This window comes from Novosphingobium sp. PP1Y, assembly GCF_000253255.1.
Lineage (GTDB): Bacteria > Pseudomonadota > Alphaproteobacteria > Sphingomonadales > Sphingomonadaceae > Novosphingobium.
Genome location: NC_015580.1, coordinates 3,831,167 through 3,856,765, shown reverse-complemented (window position 1 = coordinate 3,856,765; position 25,599 = coordinate 3,831,167). Strand labels below are relative to the sequence as shown.

The following is a 25,599-nucleotide window of genomic DNA, read 5'->3' as shown; positions in this document are numbered from 1 at the left end:
CTCACTTGCTGCGCAGTACGCCTTCGCCGGGCTTGGGCATCGGCGCCAGATAGCGCAGGATCACGAAGGAAATCGCCAGGACCGAGGCTGCGCCATGAAGAGCGAAGGGAAGGCCGCGCCAGTCGGCCGCGGCGCCCCACACCCATGAGCCGATCGCCATGCCGCCGAAAGTCACTGCCTGATAGATCGACAGGCAGCGGCCAAGGATCTCGTCGGGCGAGCGCATCTGGACGGCCGTGTTGAGGGTGGTGAGGATCAGTACCCAGGCCATGCCGGAAACGAAGGCAGCGGGCAGGGCGTAGCGAATGCCGTGGGTGGCGGCGAGAATCGACAGCGAGGCCACGAAGATCGCGGAGCCTGAAAGGATGATGCCTTCCAGTCCGATCCGGCGGATGATCGTGCGCACGAACGGGGCGGCGCAGATCGAGCCGATGCCGAAGAGGCCCAGCATCAGGCCGAAGTCGAACTCGTCGCCCTTGATGTGGTCGCTCACCACCGTCGGTAGGAGCGCCTGGTAGGCGGCAAGGCAGAAGCCGAGCGCGAAGCCGCGGATGAGAATGCGCCGCAACTGATGCGATGTTGCGCAGTAGCGCAGGCCGACGCCGACCGCGGGCAGGATCGGTCGCCGGTCGATCTGGCGGGGCGGCGGACGCCACCAGAGCAATACGGCAATCAGGCCGATGTAGCTGATCGCATTGACCAGGAATGCGAAAGACACATCCCACAGCGAGATGAGGATGCCGCCAAGGGCAGGGCCGACCGATCGGGCGATGTTGAAGGAGATCGAATTGAGGGCGATCGCCTGCGGCAGTTCCTTGGGATCGACTTGCTGGCGCACCGATGCCTGCCATGCCGGAGAATTGAGTGCCGTGCCGATCCCGACGGTCAGCGTGAAGGCGAGCAACAGCATCGGATTGATCAGGCCGGCATAAGCCAGCGCGGCGAGCACGCTGGAGACCAGCAGCATCCCGACTTGCGCGACCAGCATGACCAGTCGCCGGTCGAAGTTGTCGGCAATGGCCCCGGCAAAGACGCCGATCAGCAGGATCGGAACGGTCGCTGATGCCTGCACCAGTGCGACCAGCTGGTGCGACGGCGTCAGCTCGGTCATCAGCCAGGCGGCGCCCACCGACTGCAGGGTCGAACCGATGTTTGAAAACAGGTTGGCGATCCAGATCGCCCGGAAGATCGGATAGCGAAACGGCGAAAACGTGCCGCCTTCGGCGCCCTTGCCGGATCGCCCGCGGACGGCGTCGATTGCGCCCTGTTGCTCGCTGCTGCCTTTTACCACGACCTTCGGGGTATTCCGGCGCCGCGTCTTGGGCAAGTATCAAGCGCGCCGCTAGTCTCCCTGCGGAGATATCGCATGACTAGAGGATGTAGCGCATGCGGATCGAGACATGGGCATCTGCGCCCTCGACCGGAAATGCCGCCTTGGCAAAGCTCGGCGGTCCCATCCGCACCGGTGCATCGCGGGAAAAGCCGAAGCCCTCGCGCGGGATCATCAGGCTCTTGTCCAGCTTGCCGTTGCCGTTCTCGTCATGGACGAGGGCGATGGCATAGCGGCCGTCGGGTACCGCGCCGAAATCGATGCGCACATTGGTGCCTGCGGGAACGATGCGGGTGAAGGCGTTGGGGTCCTTGGCGCAGTCCGGAAAGGCATCGGGGCGTGTAGTCAGGCAGGCCAGCACCTGCCCCTTGGTCGAGCGCAAGTCGGTGACCGTGGCCGATACGTCCGCCTTTTCCAGCCCGCTCACGGGCGCGGCCGCAGTTGCCAGCGGCAGGCACAGAGCCAGGATCAGGGCACCGAGAGGCCCTTGTCGGTTCCGCACAGATGATCCCAGAATCGGAAGTAAAGCCCGTAGTTGCATCGATAGAACTCGTGATGGCGGTTGTGATGACTGGCCGTTATCAGCCAGTGCCCTGCGCGCGAATGAACGAGCCACCGCGGGAAAATCTCCCAACCCATGTGATTGGTGATTCCCATGACGGTCATGATCAGCAGGACGAGTCCCAGCACGCCGACGTGAATCGGCACGAAGAAGACGAGGGCGGGGATGACGATGGCACCGGTCAGCGCTTCAACGGGATGAAAACTCATCGCCGCCCAGGCCGTCGGCGGCCGGCTGGCGTGGTGCACGGCATGGGCGATCCGGAACGGAACGGGCCGATGCATCCAGCGGTGGGTCCAGTAGAACCAGGTGTCATGGAGGAAGAGGTAGGCCAGCAGCGATAGCGGCATCCACCATAGCGGATAGGCCTGCGGATCGTTGTAGATCCGCGTCCAGCCCCGTTCCTGCCAGCCCCAGGCGACGATCCCGGCGGGTATCCCGTAGATGGCCGCCGAAAGCAGCGACCAGCCGATCTCCCGGCCGATCTGTCCGCTCAGGCCCTGGTATAGGCCCGGGCGGACCCGGCGGGTGATCAGGGCGAACAGGCCCGAGGTCATCAGGTAGCGCACGCCGACGATTGCCGTCATGACGGCAGCGGAGGCGATCACCGCCCAAGGACCCGGACCCAAGCTCGCTGGCATTGCCGCGCCTTATGCCTGTTGGGCGATGGCGTTACTAGCCCGCGCGGCGAACCTTGCCCTTGTGCGCGCCGACGCTGTTCGGCCCGCGGGGACGGAAACGGCGCTTGCGCTCGCCGCCTTCCTCGCTGACGTGTTCGGCGCGACGGTCGGAACGCTGGCCGTCGTGACGGGGCCGTTCACCCTGCGGCCGTTCACCGTGCACACGATCGCCCCGAGGGCGTTCGCGCCGGCGTTCTTCGCCGCTGCGACCATTGCCGCCACGGCTCTGCTGTCCGCGCCGATTGCCGGAACCTTGCGGTTCGGCCGGTGCCTTGCGCGCGGGGGCAGGCAGGCGGGCGGCCTGCTTCTGGAAGTCCTCGGGAAGCGGCAGAGGCGCCAGCTTGATGCGGGTGAGGCGCTCGATGTCGCGGATATAGGGCTTTTCGTCCGGCGCTACGAAGCTGATCGCAACGCCGTCCGCGCCGGCACGTGCAGTGCGGCCGATGCGGTGGACGTACTGTTCCGGCACGTTGGGGATCTCGAAGTTGTAGACGTGGCTCACGCCCGAAACGTCGATCCCGCGCGCGGCGATGTCGGTGGCAACGAGGACGCGCACGGTTCCCTGGCGGAAGCCGCCAAGCGCGGCAGTGCGCTGCGCCTGGCTCTTGTTGCCGTGAATCGCAGCGGCCGGGATGCCCGCGGCGGTCAGGTGGCGCACGACGCGGTCGGCGCCGTGCTTGGTGCGGGTGAAGACAAGGGCGCGGTCGATGGCGCCGTGTTCGGCCTTCTCGGCCGCGTCAGGCGCCAGCCCTTCGCGCAGGCGCAGGGTCAGCAGAGCCTGCTTCTCCGCCTGGTTGATGAACGTCGCATACTGTTCGACGCGCTCGGCCGTGGTCGACTGCGGCGCGACTTCGACCTTCACCGGGTTGTTGATGAACTGCTTGCCCAGTTCGGCGATCGCCTGCGGCATGGTGGCCGAGAAGAACAGGCTCTGGCGCTGCTTGGGCAGCAGTGCGGCGACGCGCTTCAGGGGCACGATGAAGCCCAGGTCCATCATCTGGTCGGCTTCGTCGAGCACGAAGATCTCGACATGGCGCAGCGTCAGCGCGCGGTTGTCGATCAGGTCGAGCAGGCGGCCCGGCGTGGCGACGAGAATGTCGCAGCCGCGTTCCAGCGCACGGGCCTGCTTGCCCACCGGCACGCCGCCGAAGATGCACTGCACCGAAAGATTCAGGAACTTCGCATAGCCGCGCATGTTGTCGGCGATCTGTGCCGCCAGTTCACGCGTGGGCGAAAGGACCAGCATGCGGCAGCCGGCATTGTTGCGCGGCTTGGGATCGGCGGCCAGGCGGTGCAGCGAGGGCAGTGAGAACGCGGCAGTCTTGCCGGTGCCGGTCTGGGCGATGCCCAGCAGGTCGCGTCCTTCCAGCAGCGAAGGAATCGCCTTGCGCTGGATCGGCGAGGGATCGGTGTAACCTTTGGCCTCGAGCGCGCGGAGAATGGGCTCGGCAAGGCCAAGTTCGGAGAAATAGGACATACGTCACTTTCAATAAGTGCGGAGCGCGCGAGCACCGTTGCCCGCGAACACAGCAAGGGTTCGTTTCGGGCGACCCTGCGTGAAGAAGGAAGCTTGGTTCAAAGGCAACCGCTCGGCCGGGGCTGGTCTTCGCGCGGTAGACGCGCAACGACCTCACGCTGCTCTCGGACTGCGGCGGGATTGGTCCCGCGCGCCGGTTACGGCGGGTCCTTTAGGGTGCATTGCAACAAATCGCAAGAAAATTGCGCTTGCCGCTTATCGCGCCACCTGCTCAAGCGCACCCATGACTTGCGTGCCATCCCCTTGCACCGGTGTGTGTCGGCTCGATCCGGGCTCCGGCCTGTGCCTTGGGTGCAAGCGCACGATGGAGGAAATCGCAGACTGGCCGATGCTGCCGGTCAAAGGCAAGCGGGCGATTATTGCGCGGCTCGCGGGCAGGGCGGTTCCTCCGATAAGACATTGATCTAATTACATTTCACCCTTTAGCAGGGCTGGCGGCGATCACCCGCCCCACTGCGAGGTATGCGTGTCGCCGATGTTGACCAGCCGGCGCAGCGATGCGCGAGCCAGGCGCTCGACTTCCACCTTGCGGCGCGCGGCGGCAAGCTGGCGCAAGGGGGCTGGCCGAAGGATTTCTGCGTCGTAGCCGTCGGCGACGATGACCCCGCACTTGTCGGGCAGGAAGGCTTCCCCTTCCAGCGGCGAGCGATCGAGCGATGGGGGCAGGCCCCAGTAGAATCGGTCGCAGTAGTCGAGATAGTCGGTCCACTTGCCGTCGCCCAGCAGGTCAGCCCGACTGACCTTGATCTCGACGATCACGACATGCCCCTTGGCGTCTATGCCCATGAGGTCGGCCCGCCGCCCGCAGCGCAGCGGCATTTCGGTCAGGCACCAGATATCGTTGCGGGCAAAGAGACGCCCGATGCCGCGAACGACATCGGGGGCGGCGAAGGAACCGGGGTCTGATTGCGGGATCACCCCGGATGAATCGGTATTGGCCATCCGACAATAATAGGAACATAATAAGAACTGGCAAGCCGGACAGAACCGGGTCCGGATCGGTCTCAGGCCGTGCGGCGTCCCATGTGCCGGTTGGGCGGCAGGAGTTCGAGAAGGGCATTGCGCGCCTCGATGTACTCATTCCACAGCGCGAGTGCCGCAGCCTGTGGGTTCGCCCCGCGCGCCAGGGCTGCAAGCAGTGCGGTCAGTCCCGGTTCCATGATCGAGGTCAGGTCCTCGATCCCCTGCTCGGCATGCCGGAGCCGCCACCCGCCTGCCTCGCGGATGGCCAGCGGGAAATGCCTGACTTCCTCGACGGCTATTTCGGGCGCTCCGCCAGCAATCGTGGCCACCGCGTTCGCGGCATCTTGCAGCGCCGCCCATTTCAGACCGAGCGTGTTGCCGGTGCTCTTGCCGAAATTCGATCGACCGGGCCGCAGCTTCTGTCTGCCTTGCGCGCCGCCATTCGTACCGTCGATGCCGCGCGCGTTGGAAGTCCTGTCCATTTCCGGCCTAATACCGCTTCGCCGCTTGCCAATTTCCTAACCTGCGATCCAGATCCAGGATGCCTGCTAATCCGGCATCGCCGGCAAGCGAATAGGGGATAGAGTACCATGGTCCCGCCAAATTCGTGATTTGGCGCTGGAAACCGCCTGCGGCCTCTGCTACTCGCCCGTCCACTGCACCCGTAGCTCAGCTGGATAGAGCGCTGCCCTCCGAAGGCAGAGGCCACAGGTTCGAATCCTGTCGGGTGCGCCAGCTTTTCAATGACTTAGCGAAGTGCTGTTCGTTCCGTATGGAATGAGTATGGAAAACATGGGTCTTAATTCTCCTCTCAATAATGCCTGACATTGGCCAAGCAGCCTTGGCAAATTCTGCTCGTTGCGGTTTGAGTGGGCGATGAGCAAAGCCGATTCCGATTCAAATAAAGATCAGTCACCGCTCGCGACCGAGGCCAAGTTCCGGCGCGCAGTTCAGTCGCAAAATCGCTTGGTCAATTTCTTAGCGATCCTAGCAGGCCCAACTGCACTTGCAGTGTGGCTTGGCGTCTTCGATGCCACAAAAGTCGGCACCGGCTGGTTTTGGACCGTCACTTGCCTAATCGTCGCCTTCCAGGCGGCCCTGTATTACGTGACCACCCGATACTCTGAGACGGTCCCCGCACTTCATCTTTCAAATTCGGTTTTGGCGGAGGCTTACGAAGACGCGCTCAACGATCTGGACATTCTCGTTGAAGAAAGGACTTGGCTACAAACCGCCAATCGACTCGGCTCCTACTGGTCAACTTTTCAGGGTCTCATCGAGGAGAAGGCGCCCACGAATGATGAGGATTTCGCAGAGTCCTGTGGCCTCGCTATAAAGCCCATGATCGATGCTGCGGGCATTCTCTTCGGTTTTGGTTTTGACGACATCTGGTCTGTGACCGTTTACTCTTATGATAGAGATACCGAACGACTGATACCAATTTGGTATAAGCGAACAGAAGACCATCCTTCCACAGGGGCGCCGCGAGCCTGGAGGCAGGGGGATGGCCACGTAGGATCCGCGTTCATGCAAAACCGAATTCTCTACACCATTGATATGGCTGATGGTGATGCATCGATGCTTTTGCAGCCGAGCGCAGAGAATGGCCGAGAATATGACGAGAACGTCTATCGGTCTTTCGTGTCAGCACCGATAACATTGGACCTTAATTCTGGACCGGCTCAGTTTGGCGTGCTGGTCGTGACAAGCAATGTCATCGGTCGGTTTGATGATGAGAATCGCGGGATCGTAGGCCACGCCGCCCAAGTCCTCGCGCATCTTTTTGACTGGCGATCCCGCTTGCAGCCGGAATCCAAGTAGATTACATTCTCCACATGAGCAGAGCGAGAACCCATCTAAGCCGCTCCAGCAAGTCTGGCCGCATCGTCGAAGTGCATGTCACCTCTAGCGAACGGCTGCTGCCGAAAGTGAGTTCGGCCTACATCTTGAAGGGCGGTACGGGACAGTCGGCTTATGCCTTAGCCCAAGCTATCGAGCGCCCCGCGCATGTTGCCAAGACCGAACAACGCGGCAAGATAACTCAGAAGGCTTCCTGACTGATCAGGCTTTTGTTGGCCAACCTCCAATGTCACATTCGCGGGTCCTACCCACCGAATGCACCTGCATGAAGCGCTAGCTGACCGCTTTTTCTCCGACTGAGATGCTTTCAGGCAATAGGTTCAGTTAGAAGTTACAGTTTGAGCGAGGGCGGCTGGGCTACTTGAGCTGGGCGAATTCCATGGATCGCAGACAACTCGCGCACATCGGCGATTTTCAATATCCGTTTCAGAGCCTTATGTCTGCGTGAGTTGGCTACGGCTCGGTGCAAACCCGCTCAACTCGTAGGCGGGTGACTTTCGCCCAAACCACTATTCTTCAAAGTTTAGAGAGACTTATGTCCCGAAATCGCGGGGTACGGTGTGCTTGTCAAATTCCCAGATTGCGAGGTGTAGACCGGGGTGACCGCGCTGTTGATCTATAGAGCCCAACATCATGGTTATCAGTGGAGCGTGAGCAACCTTCATCCTGCAAGTCCAAGATACTTGGCGCTGTATCTGGTTGTCGCTAAGTCTCGCGAAGGCAGTAGGGGCGCAAGCGCAAATGGACGTTCAAGGTTATCTATCTGAAATTCGTGCGCTCTACGCCAGTGGCCAGACAACCGAACACAGTTTCCGCCCAGCCTTGGCGAAGCTGTTCGCATCGATCGATCCCGCCATTACTGTCATCAATGAGCCCAAGCATATTACCGATGTCGGCGCGCCTGATTTCGTGTTCCAGCGCGGGGATGTCGCCATCGGCTGGTGCGAGGCGAAGGACATCGGCAAGGACGTTCGAAAGTTCGCCGCCAATGACTACAGCAAGGGCCAGAAGGAGCGATACCGCAAGGGTCTGCCCAATCTGATCTACACGAACGGGCTGGACTTCGAATTCATTCGGCATGGCGAGGCGGTGGATTTCATCACCATTGCCGACCTGATCCCGACCATGCCCGCAAGGCCGGACAGCTTTGCGCTCTTGGAAAACCGGTTACGCGACTTTGCTCACGTTACGCCACTCAGCATCACGTCATCCAAGCGGCTGGCGGAAATGATGGCGGGCAAGGCTGCCATCATCAAAGACATCATGGGCCGCGCTCTGGTGGCCGATATGAAGGCAAAGGAGGCAGGCCAGCCAGCTTCCGACCTGATTGGGCAATATGAGGCATTCAAGGCAAACCTGATCCACGACATCACGGTTGATGAGTTTGCAGACATCTACGCCGAGACAATTGCCTATGGGCTTTTCGCGGCGCGCTTACATGATGACACGCCGGCCACGTTCACACGAGGCGAAGCGCTGGATCTCTTGCCCAAGTCCAACCCGTTCCTGCGCGAACTGTTTATCTACATCGCGGGGCCGAATCTGGACGAGCGCCTGCGCCGTGTGATCGATGAACTGTGCGACGTCTTCTGCGCCACGAACATGGAGCAAGTGCTTCGCCACTTCGGGAAGGTGACGGCGCGGCAAGACCCGTTCTTGCATTTCTACGAAGTGTTCCTGGCCGAATACAATCCGGCCAAGCGCAAGGCACGAGGCGTTTGGTACACGCCTGAGCCGGTCGTGAATTTCATCGTTCGTGCGGTCGACGAAGTGCTGAAATCTGAGTTTGGTCTAGCGGACGGGCTTGCCGATACCAGCCGCATTTCGATTGATTGGGACACAGGCCAAGCGGACAAGAAGGGCAAGCCTGCAACCATCAAGAAAGAGGTGCATCGCGTCCAGATTCTCGACCCGGCGACCGGCACCGGCACCTTTCTTGCCGAAGTCGTGAAGCTCGTTTCTGAGCGGGTAAAGGGCATCGCGCCTGGCCAATGGTCGAACTATGTCGAGCAAGACCTGATCCCGCGCATTCACGGCTTCGAATTGCTCATGGCAAGCTATGCCATGTGCCACATGAAGCTGGACATGATCCTGACCGGGTTAGGTTACAAGCCATCGAACAAGCCGCCCCGGCTGGGCGTCTATCTCACCAATTCGTTGGAAGAAGGCGAGCGTGTGGATCAAACGCTTTTCGGCCTATCTCGCGCCATTGCCGAGGAAGCGAAAGCCGCAAGCGACATCAAACGCCAAGCGCCAATCATGTGCGTGATCGGCAACCCGCCGTATTCTAGCTCCTCACAGAACATGAGTCCCTTCGCTCGCGGACTAGTTGAACCTTACAAGCGCGGGTTGTCAGAGCGAAAAATCAATTTGGATGATGACTACATCAAATTCGTCAGACTAGCTGAGACCTTTATCGTGAGAAATGGACTAGGTATCGCTGCGCTAATCACGAATAATTCTTATCTCGACGGAACAACCCTGAGGGGTATGCGGCAGCACTTGCTTTCCACTTTCGATAGCGTCCACGTATTGAACCTCTTTGGCGACACGCGCTCAGGTGAATCGTCGCTTGATGAAAACGTGTTCGACATCATGCAAGGCGTTGCCATCGTGGTGATGGTTAAAGGCGGTAGCGGAAAGCGCGGATTGCATTACGGTGAGATCAAAGGCCGGAGAGCCGACAAATACGATGCCCTCGGTAAATTGGATTTAGGCTTCGCCGAAAAGCTAGAGACGAAAGCGCCTTATCATTTCTTCATCCCTAAGAATCTGGAACCGAAAGACGGAGAGCACTTTCTGATCGATGATCTTTTCGTAAGTTTGAGCAGTGGCATCCAAACCAAAAATGATTCTTTGACCATCCAATACGATAAGATTGAGCGCGACCAGATTATTGATGACTTCCTCACTCTTGAGGAGGCCGAGTTAAGCAAGCGCTATCGTTCCCAGAAGGTGTGGACAGTGGCCAAGGCACGCGCTGATTTGGCTGCTGGAGATTTCACAAAGTCCGCCATCTTGTATCGCCCATTCGACGTGCGCCATACGGTGCAGACAAAGAGGTCAGGCGGATTCCTGGGGCGGCCAAGGTTTGAGGTGATGCGCCACTTTCGCGCCAAGAACCTCGGTCTGATCGTGAATAAGAAATTTGTCGGCGAAGATTTCTCGCATGCAGGCGTGAGCGACATTCCGATCTGCCACGGCACGTTCTATCTCGGGAACCGGGGCCAGGACTTTCTTGCCCCCCTTTACCTCTATCCTGATGAGCAAGACTTAGACCAGTCGATCCGAGTCAACTACGATCACAAGCTCTACGGGAAAATCCGCAAGGCGGCTGGCCTGTCCGGCACGCCAGCCGCGCCCAACGGGGCAGATGCCTTTCGCCGCGCCACTGGCGATGCTCGCGCCGACGAGGTCAAGGTATTCGATTACATCTATGGCGTGCTGCATTGTCCGGCGTACCGCGAAACCTATGCCGAGTTCCTGCAAATTGAATTTCCGCGCATCCCTTTCCCGCCATCACCTGAGGTATTCCGCAAGGTGAGCGAGCAAGGCGAAGCGCTGCGCCGCCTTCACCTCATGGAAGACGCGGCTATCGGACAAGCCAAGTTCCCGTTCGAAGGCGAAGGCGATAGCGTCGTCGACAAGCCACGGTTTGAAGGCGGCAAGGTCTGGATCAACAAGGATCAGGGTTTCGCAGGCGTCCCTGCCATCGCATGGGATTTCCCAATCGGCGGCTACCACCCCGCGCAGAAATGGCTGAAAGACCGCAAAGGCCGCGCCCTGTCGTGGGATGACATTCGCCACTATCAAAAGATCATCAAAATCCTCGCCGAAACCGACCGGATCATGCAGGGCATTGAGTTGCCATTGAGCGCTGCGAACGCAAGCGACTGATTGGTTTGGCGGGCTTGCTCCCGTCAGAGCATCGTGTCGTTCCGTACGCTCGCAGAAGCCTTCCGGCGAGCATCGATCACGACGATTTCAGAAGTCCGCTCACCGCGTGCTTCAGCGTCCTGTTTCAGCTTTTCAATCTTGCGCAACTTTCGGCCCATGCCGCCAATATCCATGATGACGAAAATCGCTTGGGAGGTGGTCGCTGCCTTTTTGTATATTTCCAGCTGCGTCTTATAGTCATGCTCTACGCGCCCCTTGGAAAGCTTCATCTCGACAAGGACGCGCCCACGAAAGCCGGTGGAGAATTTGAAGTCTACCGGTCCGCCGCCTGAGTTAGTCTCTGGCGAGATGTCAACGTTGTTCACCGCGCACATGACGTTGGCGATTGCGAAGAAGAGCAGTTGACTGGCCCGTTCGTGCCTATGTGCGTTGCCGTGCCAGAGCAGCTCCCACAAGTTGTTGTCTTCGACCAGGCCTTGGAAAGTATCCACGATGGTCATGACCGTTTCGAGGAGCGTCGAAGCATCCTTTGTAGCGGGATTGCTTAGTGCTCCGACATAGGGGGTAGGGTCTTCACTGAGGATTCGCCGGAACTGAAAGTATCCGTCAAGGTCGGCTTTCTCATCATAGCTTTCAGCCGCGGCTCCCACGGCTTCGATCAGTTCGCGAAGTAGCGATTCCGACGAAAGTACGGCTCTCCGCAGCGCTGCCTTCTTCTGTGACAGGGTAGCCTTGGCGAGGTTCCCGAACATGCTGTTCACCGCGTCCCGGATTTCCTGAATTTCCATGACGACACGGCTGACATCCGACCAGTCAGCAGCGAGAGGCAAATCACGAAGAATATCGCGCGGCACCATGATAACGGGCTTGTCCGGTTGGAACGGATTTTCGGGCAGATTGCGATTGTCGTATTTCTTGCCGAAGGCGCGAACAGGGACCTTGTTGGCTGCACAAAATTCCTCAGTCACCTGACACAGAACGGGCAGAAGGAAATTCGTCGTCATGTCGCTAAGCGTGTCAGGGCCAACCCCCTCTTCAAAGAGAGGCATAAGCGGGATCATGCTTGGGTCTTTTACCCCAAGTGCAATAATCTCTTTGGCCGTTCGAAGGATTCCGTTTCTCAGCTTTGGCGGCCGGGAACTGCCGCTTGTTCCTGCACCACCATAGCCCAGCCCGGTCTCTGACCGTTCTGACAAGTCGAGCGCATTGAATGCCCTGCGCCAAGCGACATCGCCTTCCTTCGCTGAAATGGATAGCAAGCTGACCACGTTCTGAAAGCCGCCTTCAAGATCCTTCCGTCCCTGCTTTTTCATTCTCGTATTCTGACTCTTCGGGACGAGCAGAGGATCGATGAAGAGCTTTGTGTCGCTATTGAGCACCGGATCGAGCAACTTGGCTTTGGCGAGCGCTGTGGTGCTCACGCCGAAGTGCTTTGAGAAAAGCACCGGGTTCACGAGTGTTTTTCTGGCTGCCATGTCTCAATCCTCTGCCTGTGCGTGACCAAGGATAGTCAACAAGCGGGAATGGAGCACTACCTATGGTAGCAGCTATGTGTGCATTGGAATCCGATACGAAGAGGATTGGCTGTTTTCTGCCATTCCTGGCTCTCGCCGTGTGGCTATCCAACACGGTGATTAGTTTCAGTTCTATCAGTTTCAGCCCAATGACTTGGAATCCCGCACCGGCAAACGACCAGAGTTTCGGTCCTTCCGGTATCGTTTGAGCGCTCTCATTCCTGCTTCCATGCGCTTACGTGCTTTTGTGCCGGGCGCTGGTTCAATTCCCGCATACTCGTTGGTCGGGCCCGAATGGCCAGGGTAGGCAATCCATGTCAGTCGCCAGCAACGGGCGCGAGACGCTTCGCCCGCCTTCACGTGAAAGCTCGCGTCCTTGGTGACGGCAATGAAGCCCATTGCTTGCAGTTCATCGAAGGCGTTGCGAACGGCATTGATGTCCACCAGGCCAAGCCGGTCCGCAGCATCCCGAACACTGAGATAGAGACTCCCGTTGTTCCGTCCATTATCGAGCATTGCCAATTCGATCATCAGGGCGCGCGCGGTAGGGCTCAGGGCGCGAAAGGCTGGTTGGTCGAGTAGGTCATGGCCTAGCCTGACAAATCGACGCCATGGCTGGTTATCATTCCGGCCCGTCTTGTTGGGCTTGTTTCTGTTTCGCATGCGCACGGAGAGAACCTCCCTTCCGAGGGATGAAATCGGTGGGCGAAAGCAAGGCGACCGATTCCAGCCGCCCTGCTAGGTTCGCCAGTTCAACCTTTGATGATCTCTCGGATTTCGATGGGTGAGAGGATGAAGTATCGCGCATGAAATCCGCCAAGGTGCGGCTCTAGCGTCGATTGAATCTCCAACCCGTGCCTCTCGCGAAGTTCCGAGACATGAGATGGGAGATACCCCTCCCAGCCCGACATGTCTGATCGCGTAAAGCCTTCGTGCCTCTTTTGAACCAAGCCGATGAGCGCGCGCGCATTCTTCCCTCTGACAGTGCGGAGTCTACCGTCAGGCCAGACATAAATGACTGCCATCGGCTTGAGTGGTAGCTGATTTGCGTGATAGTCGGCCCTTGGTCGAGGGCTTGCTAGGTTGTCGACGTTCGCCCCCAGAGCCGCTGCAACGGCGCTGGGGGCATCTTTCTTGCGGTCATCCATTGGAAGCCCCCCCGCCTTGTGTCGGAAGGCTTGAGGCCCAAGCTTCTGCGTCGGCGACTGCGATACGAGTTGCGCGGCCGATTTTCTTGATGGGAATGCGATTTGTGGCAACAAGGCGGTAAAACGCGCTGTGGCTGATTTTGTAGCGATCCTTGAATTCCGCCACGGTCAAAAGTTCCGTCATGGTAGTTTCCATGCCCATGCACAGACGGAACGATATGCCGCCGTGCTTCAGGGCATGGCCGGGAATGAGTGCTTGGAATTTCGCGGTCTATTTTGGCGGATATTTCGCGGTCGCTTTGCCGCCGATTGGCTTCGGTCCGCGCTTTCGGGGACCAGCCAAGGTCCGAACCCTATCGCGACTGATTTGATGCGAAGGGAAGGCGTTCTGTGCTTGCTTCCATAATTCTTCGATTGGCACTGCCTCGACTTCATCTTGCTCAGTCCACCAGCGCCGCAAATCTGCTTCAGGCAATCGCGGTCTATCCGCTCGCCGATTGCTCACTTGCGTTGGCAGTGAGGGCCACAGCCGTTCAAGGTCGACCCGGCGAAATACGACAGCTCCTGGGTGTCGCGGAGCAGACAACGTAAAGCGTTTACAATCAAGCTCGAAGCCGGGCACCTCGCCAGTCTCAATCGGTGCCTCCGATAGCTTATCGTATGCTGCAAGATTTCCGTCGTTCACGGCATCCCAAAGCTTCTCGAATGCCGAAATGGTGCATTTGCAATTTTCCCATGCTTCTTGCTCGACGTTGGAATGCGCTCCGCAGGCGCAATGGTGGAGAGAGACGAATCTGATTAGCCAACCGATCGATGCGCGCTGTTTGAATTCTTCAAACACGCGCTGGCCGTTCCAAGCCTCTTCGCCATCGATCCTTCGCCATGCGCCATCGCAACCGATTTGAGCGACCTGCTCGTATTCTCCAGTCGCCACCCAAGCCAAGGCTTCAGGCAGATTCCAGTTAGTGATTAGCCCCTTTGACTTGGCAACGAGGGCAGGTGTGACCTTTTCCCAAGAACGGGGGCCATCAAGCGCTTCAACGTCCTCCCTTCGGACAACTAAGCCGCCATTGAACAGGAATTCATGCCATTCCTGCCGCCTATCAGTCATGCCTTGAACGATTGCCCTTTCACGATCCCGGTCCCGGTCAAACCAAGTCACGTCATCTGTAACCTGGTCCCACTCCGGCAATTCATGTGGTGGTGACCGGCGGGTAGCCTTCACTCGCACTTGGTTGTCACGAAGCGCGTGGGTCACGCGTTCCTGCGCTACATCAAATCCACCGGATCCCGGTTCGAGGATTTTTGCCGCTCTGGCGATAGTTAGCCAAACCTGCACCGTCATTCCCACGGTAGGGTCATTTCCATGGTAGGGGTGCTCCTCGCTCAAAGGGCCAGTTCCCCGAGCGCCTTGACCGCTGCATCGCTGGCAAGGTGCCCGTAGTGGCGCTCGATCATTTCGGCGCTCGTGCCGGAAATCTGCGCGATGGTGAGCAGTGGCAGGCCCGCGCTTACTAGGTCGGTGATGGTGCTATGCCGCAAGGTGTAGGCCGTGGCATCGGCTGGCAGTTCAGCAGCAGTCACGGCGGTTGCAATGGGCCGCTTCCAGCTATCCTTGTCCCATGCCTTGCCGTTAGCGCGCATGAAGAGCGGAGCGCCTGGTAGCTTGTTCTTGGCCTGCTTGGCGAGCAGTTGCGCTGCCTCTTGCGGCAACTGAATGCGACGCGGTTTGCCAGTCTTGTCCTTTCCGATTGTCAGTTCCGAAGTGCGCTTGTCGAAGTCGCCTGCCGTGAGCGCTGCCATGGCACCGGGACGGAGTGGCAAGAGGCACAGGGCGCGGACAAACGCCGCTGCCTCTGCATCGGTGCTTTCGATCAGTTTCTTGCGCTGCTTACGATCAAGATAGAGCGTACGGCGTCCATTGGCGTTGGGAATCGCCTTCAAGGCTTCCTGCCATGCCGCTTCGCTATTCGGTGCGCCGGGCGACAAGACCTTGCTCAATGCCGCTCGCAGCACGGCCATGTCGCGATTGACGGTAGATGGTGCCCGCTCGCGCTCGACCGGCTCGCCCTTCTTGCGTCGGCTCACCAGTGCAGGTTGTGCTTCCAGCCGCTCACGCCATTCTTTGACGTGACGGCGGCGTAGCTTGTCCAGCTTCACCTTGGCGATAGAGTCCTCGTAGACGTATCGCCTGAAGCGCTGTTCGGCTTCTGGCCGCTCTTGGGCATACTCACGGCAGGCATCGGCGACCGTCTCGATCTTGGCGCGGATTTCGCCGCCCGATTCCACAAGCTCGGCCAGCTTCTCAGCTTCCTTCTTGGCCGCTGCGAACATCTCGTTTCCGGGGAGAGTGCCGAAATCGCCAAGGGATTTCACTTGGTAGCGGCTGGCGTCCTCGTCATAGACGCGGGCAATCCATGTCCCCTTGCCTCCGCGCTTGGAGGGCCTGAAGCCGAGAAAGCAACCGGCACGGAGCCTTTGCCAATGCGGCTCGCGTTGAACTTTCAATCGCTCCCGGTTGCCGACTTTGCTCAGGTCCAATGCCACTGCCAATTCCCTCATTCCGTTTTGTATGGAATGCGTATGGAATACATGCAGGGATTATCAGAAACAAGGAGAGATAGAAAATAACGCTATTTCAGGGCCTTCGGTGTTCCAGGTTGTCCCGCATTGTACGGAAACTCTGCACTCAGAAGGCAGAGGCCACAGGTTCGAATCCTGTCGGGTGCGCCATGACCGTTCAGTTCTGGGCACCAGGTTCGGCGCCTTCCCAGACGCTGCATGTCGATGTCCGCCAAGACGGCGGAGGCCCGCTCTTTGCTGCGGCTGCCGCAGACGTCGAAAGCGATGGTTCGGCAATGCTGTCCTAAAATGCACACCGGTCTTGCCGTGGCATCCAGGTGTTCGTGCCGCCGCGCCCCGAGAACAAGATCTGCGCCGGCCCGGAAACGGCCTGCGCGAAATGTCGTCCCAAACCGCTCGACCCACTCGTCACCGTGGCCTTGTGACCTTGAAGGTCAAACATACCTTCAAACGTTCCCAATCCTCTCCGTTGAGGCCCTTTCGTATCGTGCATGATATCACAACTCACCTTATGGTGCGTTTAGCCAAGCGGAGTGATCGCGGTAGGCGCAAGTAATGGATGCAACGAACCACATACCTTGCGTAACCAGTGAGAAGATGGATGCCGTCACGCTTGTGCGGATCAATCGACCGGAAGTTCGCAATGCGCTGAACGGGGATGTCATGTGCGCATTGGTGGATGCCTTCAGTGGCTTCGACGCGGACCCGAACCAGTCATGCCTCATTCTCACGGGAAATGAAGCTGCATTTGCCGCGGGTGCTGATATCACCGAGTTGGAATCACGCGGCTTTGCCGAGGCATTCGGTGACGATCCCTATGCGCCATTTGAAAAGCTCACTCGCGTTCGCAAGCCCTGGATCGCCGCGGTCTCGGGCTACGCACTTGGCGGTGGCTGCGAACTGGCGATGATGGCCGACATGATCCTGGCTGGCGCAAGTGCGCGGTTTGGGCAGCCCGAGATTCGCATGGGGATATCTCCGGGGATGGGTGGCTCGCAGCGACTGGCACGCGCAGTTGGCAAGTGGAAGGCGATGGAAATGTGCCTCACGGGCCGGACGATGAGCGCCACCGAAGCAGAGCGCTCTAATCTGGTGACGCGGGTCGTGCCAGATGACGAACTTCTAGATGCGGCGCTGGAACTGGCCCAAACTGTCGCGGCAATGCCGCCGTTGGCAGTTTTGGCGAACAAAGAACTGGTGAACCATGCATTTGAAACCCATCTGTCGGCAGGGCTATTGTTCGAGCGTCGCACCTTCGCAGGGTTATGTGCGACACGCGACAAGGAAGAGGGGGTCGCAGCCTTTCGCGAGCGTCGGCCCGCGTCTTGGCAGGGGCATTGAAGGGCTAGCGCCAGCTCGGCAAGTAGCCGAGCTGCGCGGCCTTGAAGATCGTCTGGTCACGGTTGACCGCGACCAGCTTGCGGGCAGCATTGGCGATGTGGAAGCGGATGGTGGCCCTGCTAAGGCCGAGGATCATTCCCGTTTCCTCATTGGTCTTGCCTACTGAGGCCCAGTGCAGGCATTCGACCTCGCGACGCGAAAGTCCGGCCGCGCCGGCCATGCGCGATGGGCCTTGCATCGCTTCAACATAGGTCGAGACAAATTGTCCTGCCCAAGTTGCCAATGTCTGCGAATGGCGATCGAACGGTTCCCGCAGATCTTCGCAGAAAGCGTCTGGCGACAGGATGCTGACGACGCCGAGTTGGCCGAGTGGCAGGTGTACCGGAACTACAATGGCCGAATGGGTGAGAGCACGCGCCGCGAAATTCTCAAGGTTGATTTCGGGCAGGATCTGGCGTCCCCCATAGTCGTAAATCCCGGCAGCGTTGCACCAGAACGGCGCGGCGCGCACGCGGCTTGCCGCGATGAGGGGGGAACGCAGGGCAAGTCCTCCATCCAACCACCATCGATCAGGGCCTGCTGCGCTGAAGACACTAGCGGCCAGAGCAGTGCCAGCGTCGCAGACCATCGGCCGGGTACCGGAGATGTCGTGGCTCGCGGTTACGTGCAACTCGCATGTCGCCCAGATTGCATCGCGCAGCGCCTTGGCAGCGGGAAGCACATCTTTCGGTTCACGTATTGTCACTCCTTCGACCACTGATTGCTTAATGGTGTGGATCGGAGCAGCACCGAACTCTGGCATTGGGAAGGTCCTTTGCCAGTGGCCTTCGCTCACGAATTGCCCCGCTCGTTCACGGCAAGGCCGAAAAGGCTAGCGCCACGTCGAATGGAGGCTTGATGGATCTGGATGAGCCTCCAACAATCGGGTTGTCGAAGGCCGACAATTCGGCCGCTACGGTGTCGAGGAACACCGAGACGCAACCGATCCGACCTTCGCGGGCTTCGAGGAGCACTCCGTACTGCTGATTGCCGTTGGGGCTCTTTGCGAGCCCTGCCGCTCCGCCGGCATCGGCTGCAACGATACCTTGCCAATCGAGCCCCTCCGAGAAGATCGAGCCCAGCACGCAAGGCTCGCCCCAAGTTCCCGACCATGGGGTCGAACCGATGATCCGTATCTCGGCGTCGTTGCAGAGCGTTGCCTTGAGCCGCCCCATGTCCGCTTCAGCAACTGCGGTCAGGAAATCCTCGGCGAGTGCAACCATTGCGCTCCGGTCAGCCAGTGGTTCACGGATCGGTTCGTCGAGAATGAAGGGCCGGTCGGGGGATGTGCGACCTGTCACTAGCGAGTGCTTCATCAACGCTGTCTCGACCATAACGGTATCGAACATTTCAACGATCTCCCGGATCAGCCCATTCTCGAACCGGAATATCTGGAGATAGAACTGGTCGTAGCGACCGACGCCCTTCGCGGGCAGCCCGCCGTGAAGCAGGCCTACAACGAAAGGGCCATCACTCAGGACGAGCCGCGATCCCTTTACGTAATCTTCGGTGCCGACGATGAGCGATCCCAGAACATGCTCACCCATGTGGGCGTAAAGGGGTTCACGCTGTTCGAACCGGCCGGACACCAAGCTCGTGCCCGACATCCAGCAGGTGACTTCTGGATCGTGAAGGGAGACGACGTGCGCGAAGTCTCCCTCTTCCATGGCGCGATAATAGTCGCGAATGACGTCGGCATTACTGGCGTCTGGCATGGGCGTCCTCAGAACTTGTAGCCGACCTGGATCATGATCTCTCTCGGGCGCTCGATGTAGCCGATGATGTCCGCGTCCGTCGACGCGTTGGTTCCCGCGCCTGCACCGGTCGCCGGTCGATCGCTGCCGCCGGCAATGACGTACTTGTCAGTGAGGTTCTTGCCAATCAGTGCGAACGTCCACCCTTTGTCGGGCTGATAGAAGCGGATCGCCGCGTCCATCTTGACGAAGCCCTTCTGGAGGGTGCCGGGTCCTTCGGTCTCGCTGAAGAAATACTTGGAAGTGCCGTTGACGTCTCCGGACAGCGAGATGTTGAAACGGTCGGTCACCGGTGCGTCATAGGTAGCACCGAAGTTGCCTGACCAGTCGGGCGCGCGAACCAGCGGTGCACCACTGAGATCCTGCCGGGTGAAGACACCGTTGCCATCGGGCTGCAAGTTGCAACCGTCCGCAATTGTCTGTCCGGCATAGCAGGCCGAGAGGAAGTCGCGATAGCGCGCCTTGTTGTAGCCGAGGCCAGCGCGCAGCGAGAATTCCTTGCTGGCCTTGTAGCGCAGGTTGACTTCGGCGCCTTTGGTGCGCGCCGAACCGGCATTGAACACCTGGTAGGTGATCTTCGTACCATCGAAGATGTCGACCTGGAGGCCCTTGTAGTCATAGAGATAGATCGCGCTGTTGAGAGAGAGCGCGCCGCCCATGAATTCTCCCTTGAACCCGATTTCTCCGCCTTTCACCTTCTCGGGGCCGAAAGTGAAGTCTGATGCTACCGTGCCGACCGAAAGGATGGCCGGAAGACCGAAGCCACCCGACTTGTAGCCAGTCTTGTAGGCGGCATAGAGTGTAGAGTTGGGCGATGGGTGCCAGGTGAGGGTGGCTTCGGGCGACACATTGTCGTCCTTGAATGTGCCATCGAACTCGGTGAGCGGGAAAAGCGATGACAGAAGCGGGTGGACGTAAATGTTGCGCTGCGCGACGGTCTTCTTTTCCTTCGTCCATCGCAGGCCGCCCGCCAGTTCAAGATTCTCGAGGATGTCGAAGGTCAGTTGTCCGAAGGCGGAATAGGTCTTGCCGTCGAGCGTGCCGGTCTTGGAAATGCTGGAATAGTATCCGGTCGCCGGATCCTGCGGCAAGGCAGCGATCCGGAAGGTCTGGCCATTTTCCAGTGAAGTGTCCTGGTAATACAGTCCGACCATGCCATTAAGTGGACCGTCGAATGTAGTAAGTGCGCGGAATTCTTGGGAGAACGATTTGTACTTTTCGAGTTGCGAGCCGAGATTGTAGGCGAAGCTCGATTTCTCGAAGCCGTTCTGAAGATAGCCGAGACGATAGCGGTAATATCCGGTGACCGAGGTAAGGGCGACGGCGTCCGATTTCCAGTTAGCAGTCAGCGAGGCCAGCAGCGGCTTGTAGTTTGAATAGGGCAGGCCGTCCTTGCCGGCGATATAGCCGTTCGTCAGTTCAGGGGGTGTATAGGCGGAGACGACTTTGCGATTCTTCTTGCAGTCGGCATAGGGATCGACGAGCCCGTTGACCGGACCGCCGCCGCAATAGACGATTTCGCCGTTCGTACCTTCGCCGTTGTCCTTCGAGACACCGGCTGTGACCTTCAGGTTGAGATCGAAATTGGGCGAAGGCGCATACTTGAGTGTCACGCGACCGATGATCTCGCGCTGCTTGGGGCCCCACTTGTCAGCCGCAAGCATGTCGAGGCCAGTGGCGGGCTCACCTCCCGCAATCGGTGCGGCCGGGATGCTCTCCATCCAGCCGCGCATCCGGCGCGCCTGGAATGCGACGCGCAAGCCCAGAGTGTCAGTCAGGGGAGCCGACACGAAGCCGTTGCCAACCCACTCGTGCGCCTTGAACTCGTAGCCGACGTTGACGCCGGCGGACAATTCATCCGTTGGATCGGCCGAGCGCATCGAGATTACGCCGGCTGGGCTGTTCTTGCCGAAAAAGAGCGCTTGTGGACCCTTGAGTACCTCGACCTGCTGGATATCGAAGTAACTTTGCTGGAGCGACCGACCGCGGCCAGTCTGGACCCCATCGACGTTGATGGCCACCGACTGATCGAACCCGGTGTCGAGTGTGGAAGAGCCGATGCCCCGAATAACGAATGAAGAACCGCCGCCACTCGCTTGCTGGGCCACGCGGACTTGAGGAGCCATTTGCGCGATATCGCCGAGGCTATTTGAATTGTAGCGCGCAAGGTCCTTCTGGCTCATCGCCGTTACGGCAACAGGAACGTCAATCAGGCGTTCGCTGCGCTGTCGAGCGGTGACGACGATTTCGTCCCGGGTTACAGTCTCGTCCTGCGCAGTTTCCATCTCCTGCGCATGGGCCTGCGAGGCCGATAGCGCGCAAGCCGCCGCTGAAGCAAAAAGTCCCGTCCTGAGCGTGAGCCCGTGCATCGTATTCTCCCCGTTTTTTATTGACGGGTATAGTGGATAGCGGCCCACCCTGCGTCTCATACCACCTGACCCAACGGGTGGGTGGCTGCATGCCGGTACCCACCTGCGGAAGGATCCCAAGAAAAAGGCATCTTGAGACATCGAACATGGCGAAGGGGGCGGAAAACGGGGATGTGCTGCTCGGACGCTTCCATGACGATTTTTGACCAGCCCGATATCCTTGTCGACGGTGCTGGCATCGCATCGATGGGGGAACCCTCGAAACCCCGCTCGACGAGTCTTTTGGATCAGCCAATTTTGTTCGCAGCTTTCTGCCCCGGTGCCACTTGGGCTGGCTCATCCGCCAACGCTCCGGGGGGCTCTTGGCGGTTGTCGGTCATGACCGTGGTCGCGCCCTTCGCAGCAAAGGCCATGACGATGGCTCCGCCGATCCCCCGCGTCGCCCTGCTGACGAGATACACGCGGTCCTCAGCTTTCCCATCGGGCTCAGTAGTCCATGCGCGCCGAACCCGGCTCGCGCGGTTCCTTGAGAGGATTGCCGAATAGCGCACGTTCGGCGAGGGCGGTGTCAAAGAAAGCGTGCATTTCGATGACCTTGCCGTGCTTGAAACGGAAGATCTCGCAATACGTCTGGTCGTAGTTGTCGCCAGTCCTTGTCGGCCCGCCTCCCTCCATGATGGCGACGACGCGCTCGTCGTCCGCGCACATGATCTTCCAACGCCTGGCGAAAGTGATGCGCTCGGGAACGAGTGCGCCGTGAACCTTTTCCGCAATCAGGTCGTCGGTTACCACTTTCTTCCCTTCGAGCAGTCCGGAGGCCGGAGTCGTTCCGAGCATGTGGATGACCACGTCATCGTGATACATGGCTTCCACCGCTTCCCAATCTCCATCGTGCATGAGTTGGAAATAGCGGTTCAGGAGATCGATGTTCTGCTGTCTCGACAATTCTGGTCCTCTCGTCGTTCGCGTCCCGCGCAATCAGCCGGACCGGATCAGGTTGCGGCAGTGAGCGCCATGGCAGCCAGGATCTGTTGCTTTGTCGGATTGCTGCGTAGCATGAGCCCGCCACTGACGTGCAGGTTCTCGCCCGTCATGAAGCAGTCGTCCTCGGCCAGCCAGACCGCGGCGGCGGCAATCTCGTCGACTGTCGCGGTGCGCCCCAGGGGAGACGTGCGGTCGAATTCGGCAACCACTCCGGGGTGAGCCCAGACTTCGGCGGTCATCGGCGTGCGCACCGCTCCAGGGCTGATCGAGTTGACCCTGATCCCTTGCGAGCCAAACTCGTCAGCGACACTACGCGCGACTTGGTCCATCGCCGCCTTCGTACCCCGATAAGCCGCATAGTCGTCCAGCATGATCGTGGACGCGGCCGAACTGATGCGGATGATAGAGCCGCCATGGTCCATCGCCTCGACCATGACCTGCATGAACTGAAACGGCCCCCTGAATTGAAGGTCGAACAGGTCCTGCAATTGCTCGCCAGTAGTTTCGAGAAAGGGCATGGCAAAGTTGGCGCCGGTGCAATCCACCGCAATGTCGATCCGGCCGAGCGTTGCGCGCGCCTCGTCCGCCAGTGCTTCGATTGAACTTTTCGAGCGTATGTCGCAAGTCACCGCCGTTCCGGCGAGTTCCGTTGCAAGGTTCTCGATTGCGGCAGTGCTGCGGGCACTGACTACCAATTTCGCGCCCTCACGCGCGAAGCGCCGCGCGATGGCTTGGCCCATGTTGCCCTGCCCGCCGGCCCCCAGTATGAGGGCGCCCTTGCCCGTCAGACGCCCGCTCACTGGGCGACGACCCAGCGCAATGCGCGTGACACGATCTCGCGAAACGGGGGAGAGTCCCATGGCCCCCTAGTAACAGGCCCCTCATCCATAAGTGGTCGAAAGTCATATTTGCCGCTGCTGTGACCGAGGGCCAGATAGAGGACCGCGCCTGCCCCATGCTCGCGCAGGTACATTTGCGGATGCAATACCGGGTCAGGCCAATCCGATAGGACATAGCCGGGATTGCTGCCGCTGAAGCGCGAGCCGAGTAGCACGCGGGCCGGACCTGTGAGTTCGAGGATGTACGGTTCGTCCTCCACTGTGAAAGGATCGATACTCGCGACCAGGGGATCGTCTGGTTCTGTCACCTCGACACTCATCTGCTGCAAAAGCAGGTGCGCGAGGAAGCGGCTGCCGAGCAGGTTGGTGAACCGTGGATTTGTGTCGGTCGTATCGACCTGCCCCGGGATCTCGATTCCCTGTGCCACTATCGGCGGACCGTCGGTGAATCGGATCAGGGCATTGCTGGCGTGCATGGCGAACATGCGTCCGCCCCGTTCGAGGAAGGCCTCAAGAGTGTCGATTTGCGCGTCGTCGGGCGAGACGTTGCAAGTGTAGACGACAAGGGCATCTGCCTGCGCAATCCGGTCGAGCGCGGAGAAGTCCTCGCTCACGCTGACCCACAGACTGTCGTCACCGGCAAGTTCCTCCAGCAGTCGCAGGCGTACGAAATTAGTGTCGTGCGTGGGGGCTCCGCACACCAGATGCAGCCGTTTCATGGTCATGTCGAATCCTCTCAGCCGTGCGATCAGGTGCCGTCGTGCGCATCAGCCTCGACAGGATTCGTCGCGATCAGGTCGCGCAAAGAATAGCCCCGGATAAGCTCGTCGATGTTGTGATGAAAATGCTCGATGCGTCGTTCGTCACTGCTGAGTATCGCATCCGTAAAGCTGCGCGAACGCTGCCCCTTCTGAACATGTTCGACGAGCTCGACATCTTGGCCTAGCACTTCGTTTACGATCGGGTGCTTGCGTACGCCCCACTTGAGCACGTCCTCAACCGATTCCTCACCGCCACGCACCACCCGATGTTGATATGGCGCTACCGTTTCTCCGTCCTCCAATGGCGCGCACATGATGAAGTCGAAGTACATCTTCTCCGGATCGCCGTCAGGGTGTGGGCGATAGCGCAAAGTGACGTAGAATTCTGGGAACAGATTGAAGTGCGTACTCGGGAAGAGCATGTAGTGGTAGGCGTCGCTGAGCTGACTGTCGCTCAGGTTCTCGTAAGGGAAGACGACTTGGCCCTGTTTAGCGCGCTTGGCCACTTGCACCGAACGGCGCACTTCGGTCGCCTTGCCGGTGAAGGTTGTCGGGTCAATGCCATTGGCCGTGAGCAGGCTCTCGAGCGCGGGATTCAGGGCTTCCTGTTCACTGTAGAGTTTGCTGGGCCGGCCATACTCGTTGACCATGTAGCTGTGTATCCCGAGGAGCGTAATTGGCGCATCCTCGTTGCCCCAGGCAAGGATTTCCGAGTGCAGCGTCTGGAAATGATAGCTTTCGTTGAAAGCGTCGAACGTCGTTTTCCAATTGCAGCCGAATTCAAAAGTCTTGTAGTCGACGATCGTTGCCTTCTCCATCCGATAGGCATCGAGCCGCGAGGCGAGGGGACCGAGATATTCGCGCAACGAGGGAGCTTCGTCGTCCAGCGTGTACCAGACCCAGCCAGCGAAACGCTCCGTGCGGAAAGTGCGCAGGGAAGTGCACGCGGGATCGGAGATTACCTTCTGGTCGAAGCGCTCCCGATAGGGAACGTGTGAAAGGCTGCCGTCGAGTTCGTAGGTCCATCCGTGGAAAGCGCAGGTGAACTTCGGCGCAAAGGATGGCCCGTCCTCGCCCAGAAGCAGGCGATTGCCCCTGTGGCGGCACACGTTGTAGTAGCCGCAGATCTCATCGTCCCCGACTCTCGCGAAAAGCAGGCTTTCGCGGCCCAGTGTGTGGATGAATACATCGCCTTCTTCCGGGATTTCCTCTTCGCGCGGCCCCATGTGCCAGACGCGGGTCCAAAGATGCTCCCACTCCTGTTCGGCTCGTTCGGGAGACCAGAACCACTCGGGATTGATCCGGAAGGGTTGCGTCTCGATCATTGCATTACTCTCCCCGTAGCACTCGCATGCCATGTACCTTGTAACGCCGTTTGTGGACGTGTGCGGGGCGCGAGGACACCACCCTGCATGCAGGGTGGTGTCATGGGTAGGTA

General features: G+C 59.5%; 22 protein-coding genes and 1 tRNA gene. 5 read left to right on the top strand and 18 right to left on the bottom strand.

Translation table 11 applies throughout. The features are described 5' to 3' along the window. Position 1: 1 nt before the first annotated feature. The 4 genes from PP1Y_RS24160 to PP1Y_RS24145 form a co-directional block, all read right to left on the bottom strand. Positions 2-1,291: an MFS transporter gene (locus PP1Y_RS24160; protein WP_013834508.1), complete on the bottom strand. Its 1,290-nt coding sequence runs from the start codon at positions 1,289-1,291 to the stop codon at positions 2-4. Positions 1,292-1,370: 79 nt separating this feature from the next. Continuing rightward, positions 1,371-1,757, bottom strand: a complete 387-nt coding sequence (locus PP1Y_RS24155) for a DUF2141 domain-containing protein (RefSeq protein WP_013834507.1) — start codon at positions 1,755-1,757, stop codon at positions 1,371-1,373. A 41-nt stretch (positions 1,758-1,798) separates the two neighbouring features. After that, complete coding sequence (locus tag PP1Y_RS24150) at positions 1,799-2,533, bottom strand: sterol desaturase family protein (protein WP_013834506.1); 735 nt, start codon at positions 2,531-2,533, stop codon at positions 1,799-1,801. Positions 2,534-2,567: 34 nt separating this feature from the next. Beyond that, entirely contained in the window at positions 2,568-4,049 is a 1,482-nt protein-coding gene (locus PP1Y_RS24145; RefSeq protein ID WP_013834505.1) for a DEAD/DEAH box helicase, read from the bottom strand. A 283-nt stretch (positions 4,050-4,332) separates the two neighbouring features. Between PP1Y_RS24145 and PP1Y_RS25570 the strand changes: the two genes are divergently transcribed. Next, on the top strand, positions 4,333-4,512 hold the full coding sequence (locus PP1Y_RS25570) for a DUF1289 domain-containing protein (protein ID WP_232512752.1): 180 nt from the start codon (positions 4,333-4,335) through the stop codon (positions 4,510-4,512). A 38-nt stretch (positions 4,513-4,550) separates the two neighbouring features. On the opposite strand, the gene PP1Y_RS24135 is transcribed toward PP1Y_RS25570, so the two are convergent. Both PP1Y_RS24135 and PP1Y_RS24130 read right to left on the bottom strand, forming a co-directional pair. Then, on the bottom strand, positions 4,551-5,051 hold the full coding sequence (locus PP1Y_RS24135) for an MmcB family DNA repair protein (RefSeq protein ID WP_013834504.1): 501 nt from the start codon (positions 5,049-5,051) through the stop codon (positions 4,551-4,553). A gap of 62 nt (positions 5,052-5,113) precedes the next feature. After that, positions 5,114-5,554 carry a hypothetical protein gene (locus PP1Y_RS24130; RefSeq protein ID WP_013834503.1) on the bottom strand — a complete coding sequence of 147 codons (441 nt, stop codon included), beginning with the start codon at positions 5,552-5,554 and terminating at the stop codon, positions 5,114-5,116. A 176-nt stretch (positions 5,555-5,730) separates the two neighbouring features. Between PP1Y_RS24130 and PP1Y_RS24125 the strand changes: the two genes are divergently transcribed. The 3 genes from PP1Y_RS24125 (at position 5,731) to PP1Y_RS24110 (ending at position 10,829) form a co-directional block, all read left to right on the top strand. Then, a tRNA-Arg gene (locus PP1Y_RS24125) sits at positions 5,731-5,807 on the top strand. A gap of 141 nt (positions 5,808-5,948) precedes the next feature. Then, entirely contained in the window at positions 5,949-6,893 is a 945-nt protein-coding gene (locus PP1Y_RS24120) for an AtpZ/AtpI family protein (RefSeq protein ID WP_041559157.1), read from the top strand. A gap of 780 nt (positions 6,894-7,673) precedes the next feature. Next, positions 7,674-10,829 carry a type ISP restriction/modification enzyme gene (locus PP1Y_RS24110; protein ID WP_013834501.1) on the top strand — a complete coding sequence of 1,052 codons (3,156 nt, stop codon included), beginning with the start codon at positions 7,674-7,676 and terminating at the stop codon, positions 10,827-10,829. A 23-nt stretch (positions 10,830-10,852) separates the two neighbouring features. Here PP1Y_RS24110 and PP1Y_RS24105 read toward each other — a convergent pair whose 3' ends face one another. The 5 genes from PP1Y_RS24105 to PP1Y_RS24085 all read right to left on the bottom strand — a co-directional run bounded on the left by PP1Y_RS24105 (position 10,853) and on the right by PP1Y_RS24085 (position 16,038). Further along, positions 10,853-12,304: a hypothetical protein gene (locus tag PP1Y_RS24105; protein WP_013834500.1), complete on the bottom strand. Its 1,452-nt coding sequence runs from the start codon at positions 12,302-12,304 to the stop codon at positions 10,853-10,855. Between the two features lie 180 nt (positions 12,305-12,484). Then, the gene (locus PP1Y_RS24815; protein WP_148275065.1) at positions 12,485-12,874 is read right to left on the bottom strand and encodes a hypothetical protein; all 390 of its coding nucleotides are present in this window, start codon (positions 12,872-12,874) and stop codon (positions 12,485-12,487) included. A gap of 609 nt (positions 12,875-13,483) precedes the next feature. Next, positions 13,484-13,675, bottom strand: coding sequence for an AlpA family transcriptional regulator (locus PP1Y_RS24090; RefSeq protein WP_158511875.1), 192 nt, complete (start codon positions 13,673-13,675; stop codon positions 13,484-13,486). Positions 13,676-13,762: 87 nt separating this feature from the next. Further along, on the bottom strand, positions 13,763-14,881 hold the full coding sequence (locus tag PP1Y_RS25925; RefSeq protein ID WP_013834496.1) for a hypothetical protein: 1,119 nt from the start codon (positions 14,879-14,881) through the stop codon (positions 13,763-13,765). After that, positions 14,878-16,038 (bottom strand): tyrosine-type recombinase/integrase, encoded by a 1,161-nt coding sequence (locus PP1Y_RS24085; RefSeq protein WP_041559524.1) that lies wholly within the window; start codon positions 16,036-16,038, stop codon positions 14,878-14,880. Before PP1Y_RS24085 ends, PP1Y_RS25925 begins: the two co-directional genes overlap by 4 nt. A 633-nt stretch (positions 16,039-16,671) precedes the next feature. On the opposite strand from PP1Y_RS24085, the gene PP1Y_RS24075 reads away from it, so the two are divergent. Continuing rightward, on the top strand, positions 16,672-17,415 hold the full coding sequence (locus PP1Y_RS24075) for an enoyl-CoA hydratase-related protein (protein WP_013834494.1): 744 nt from the start codon (positions 16,672-16,674) through the stop codon (positions 17,413-17,415). A 4-nt stretch (positions 17,416-17,419) separates the two neighbouring features. Here PP1Y_RS24075 and PP1Y_RS24070 read toward each other — a convergent pair whose 3' ends face one another. The 7 genes from PP1Y_RS24070 to PP1Y_RS24040 form a co-directional block, all read right to left on the bottom strand. Next, positions 17,420-18,160: a helix-turn-helix transcriptional regulator gene (locus tag PP1Y_RS24070; RefSeq protein WP_232512556.1), complete on the bottom strand. Its 741-nt coding sequence runs from the start codon at positions 18,158-18,160 to the stop codon at positions 17,420-17,422. A gap of 106 nt (positions 18,161-18,266) precedes the next feature. Further along, positions 18,267-19,169, bottom strand: coding sequence for a nuclear transport factor 2 family protein (locus tag PP1Y_RS24065; protein ID WP_013834492.1), 903 nt, complete (start codon positions 19,167-19,169; stop codon positions 18,267-18,269). Between the two features lie 8 nt (positions 19,170-19,177). Next, complete coding sequence (locus PP1Y_RS24060) at positions 19,178-21,577, bottom strand: TonB-dependent receptor (RefSeq protein ID WP_158511874.1); 2,400 nt, start codon at positions 21,575-21,577, stop codon at positions 19,178-19,180. A gap of 486 nt (positions 21,578-22,063) precedes the next feature. Continuing rightward, positions 22,064-22,522, bottom strand: coding sequence for a nuclear transport factor 2 family protein (locus PP1Y_RS24055; RefSeq protein ID WP_013834490.1), 459 nt, complete (start codon positions 22,520-22,522; stop codon positions 22,064-22,066). Positions 22,523-22,569: 47 nt separating this feature from the next. Beyond that, positions 22,570-23,361: an SDR family NAD(P)-dependent oxidoreductase gene (locus PP1Y_RS24050; protein WP_041559155.1), complete on the bottom strand. Its 792-nt coding sequence runs from the start codon at positions 23,359-23,361 to the stop codon at positions 22,570-22,572. Further along, a complete protein-coding gene (locus PP1Y_RS24045) occupies positions 23,358-24,125 on the bottom strand; it encodes a ThuA domain-containing protein (protein WP_083835247.1) in 768 nt (255 codons plus the stop codon). The genes PP1Y_RS24050 and PP1Y_RS24045 overlap by 4 nt, the downstream gene beginning before the upstream one ends. A 23-nt stretch (positions 24,126-24,148) precedes the next feature. Next, on the bottom strand, positions 24,149-25,486 hold the full coding sequence (locus PP1Y_RS24040) for an aromatic ring-hydroxylating dioxygenase subunit alpha (RefSeq protein ID WP_013834488.1): 1,338 nt from the start codon (positions 25,484-25,486) through the stop codon (positions 24,149-24,151). Positions 25,487-25,599: the final 113 nt, after the last annotated feature.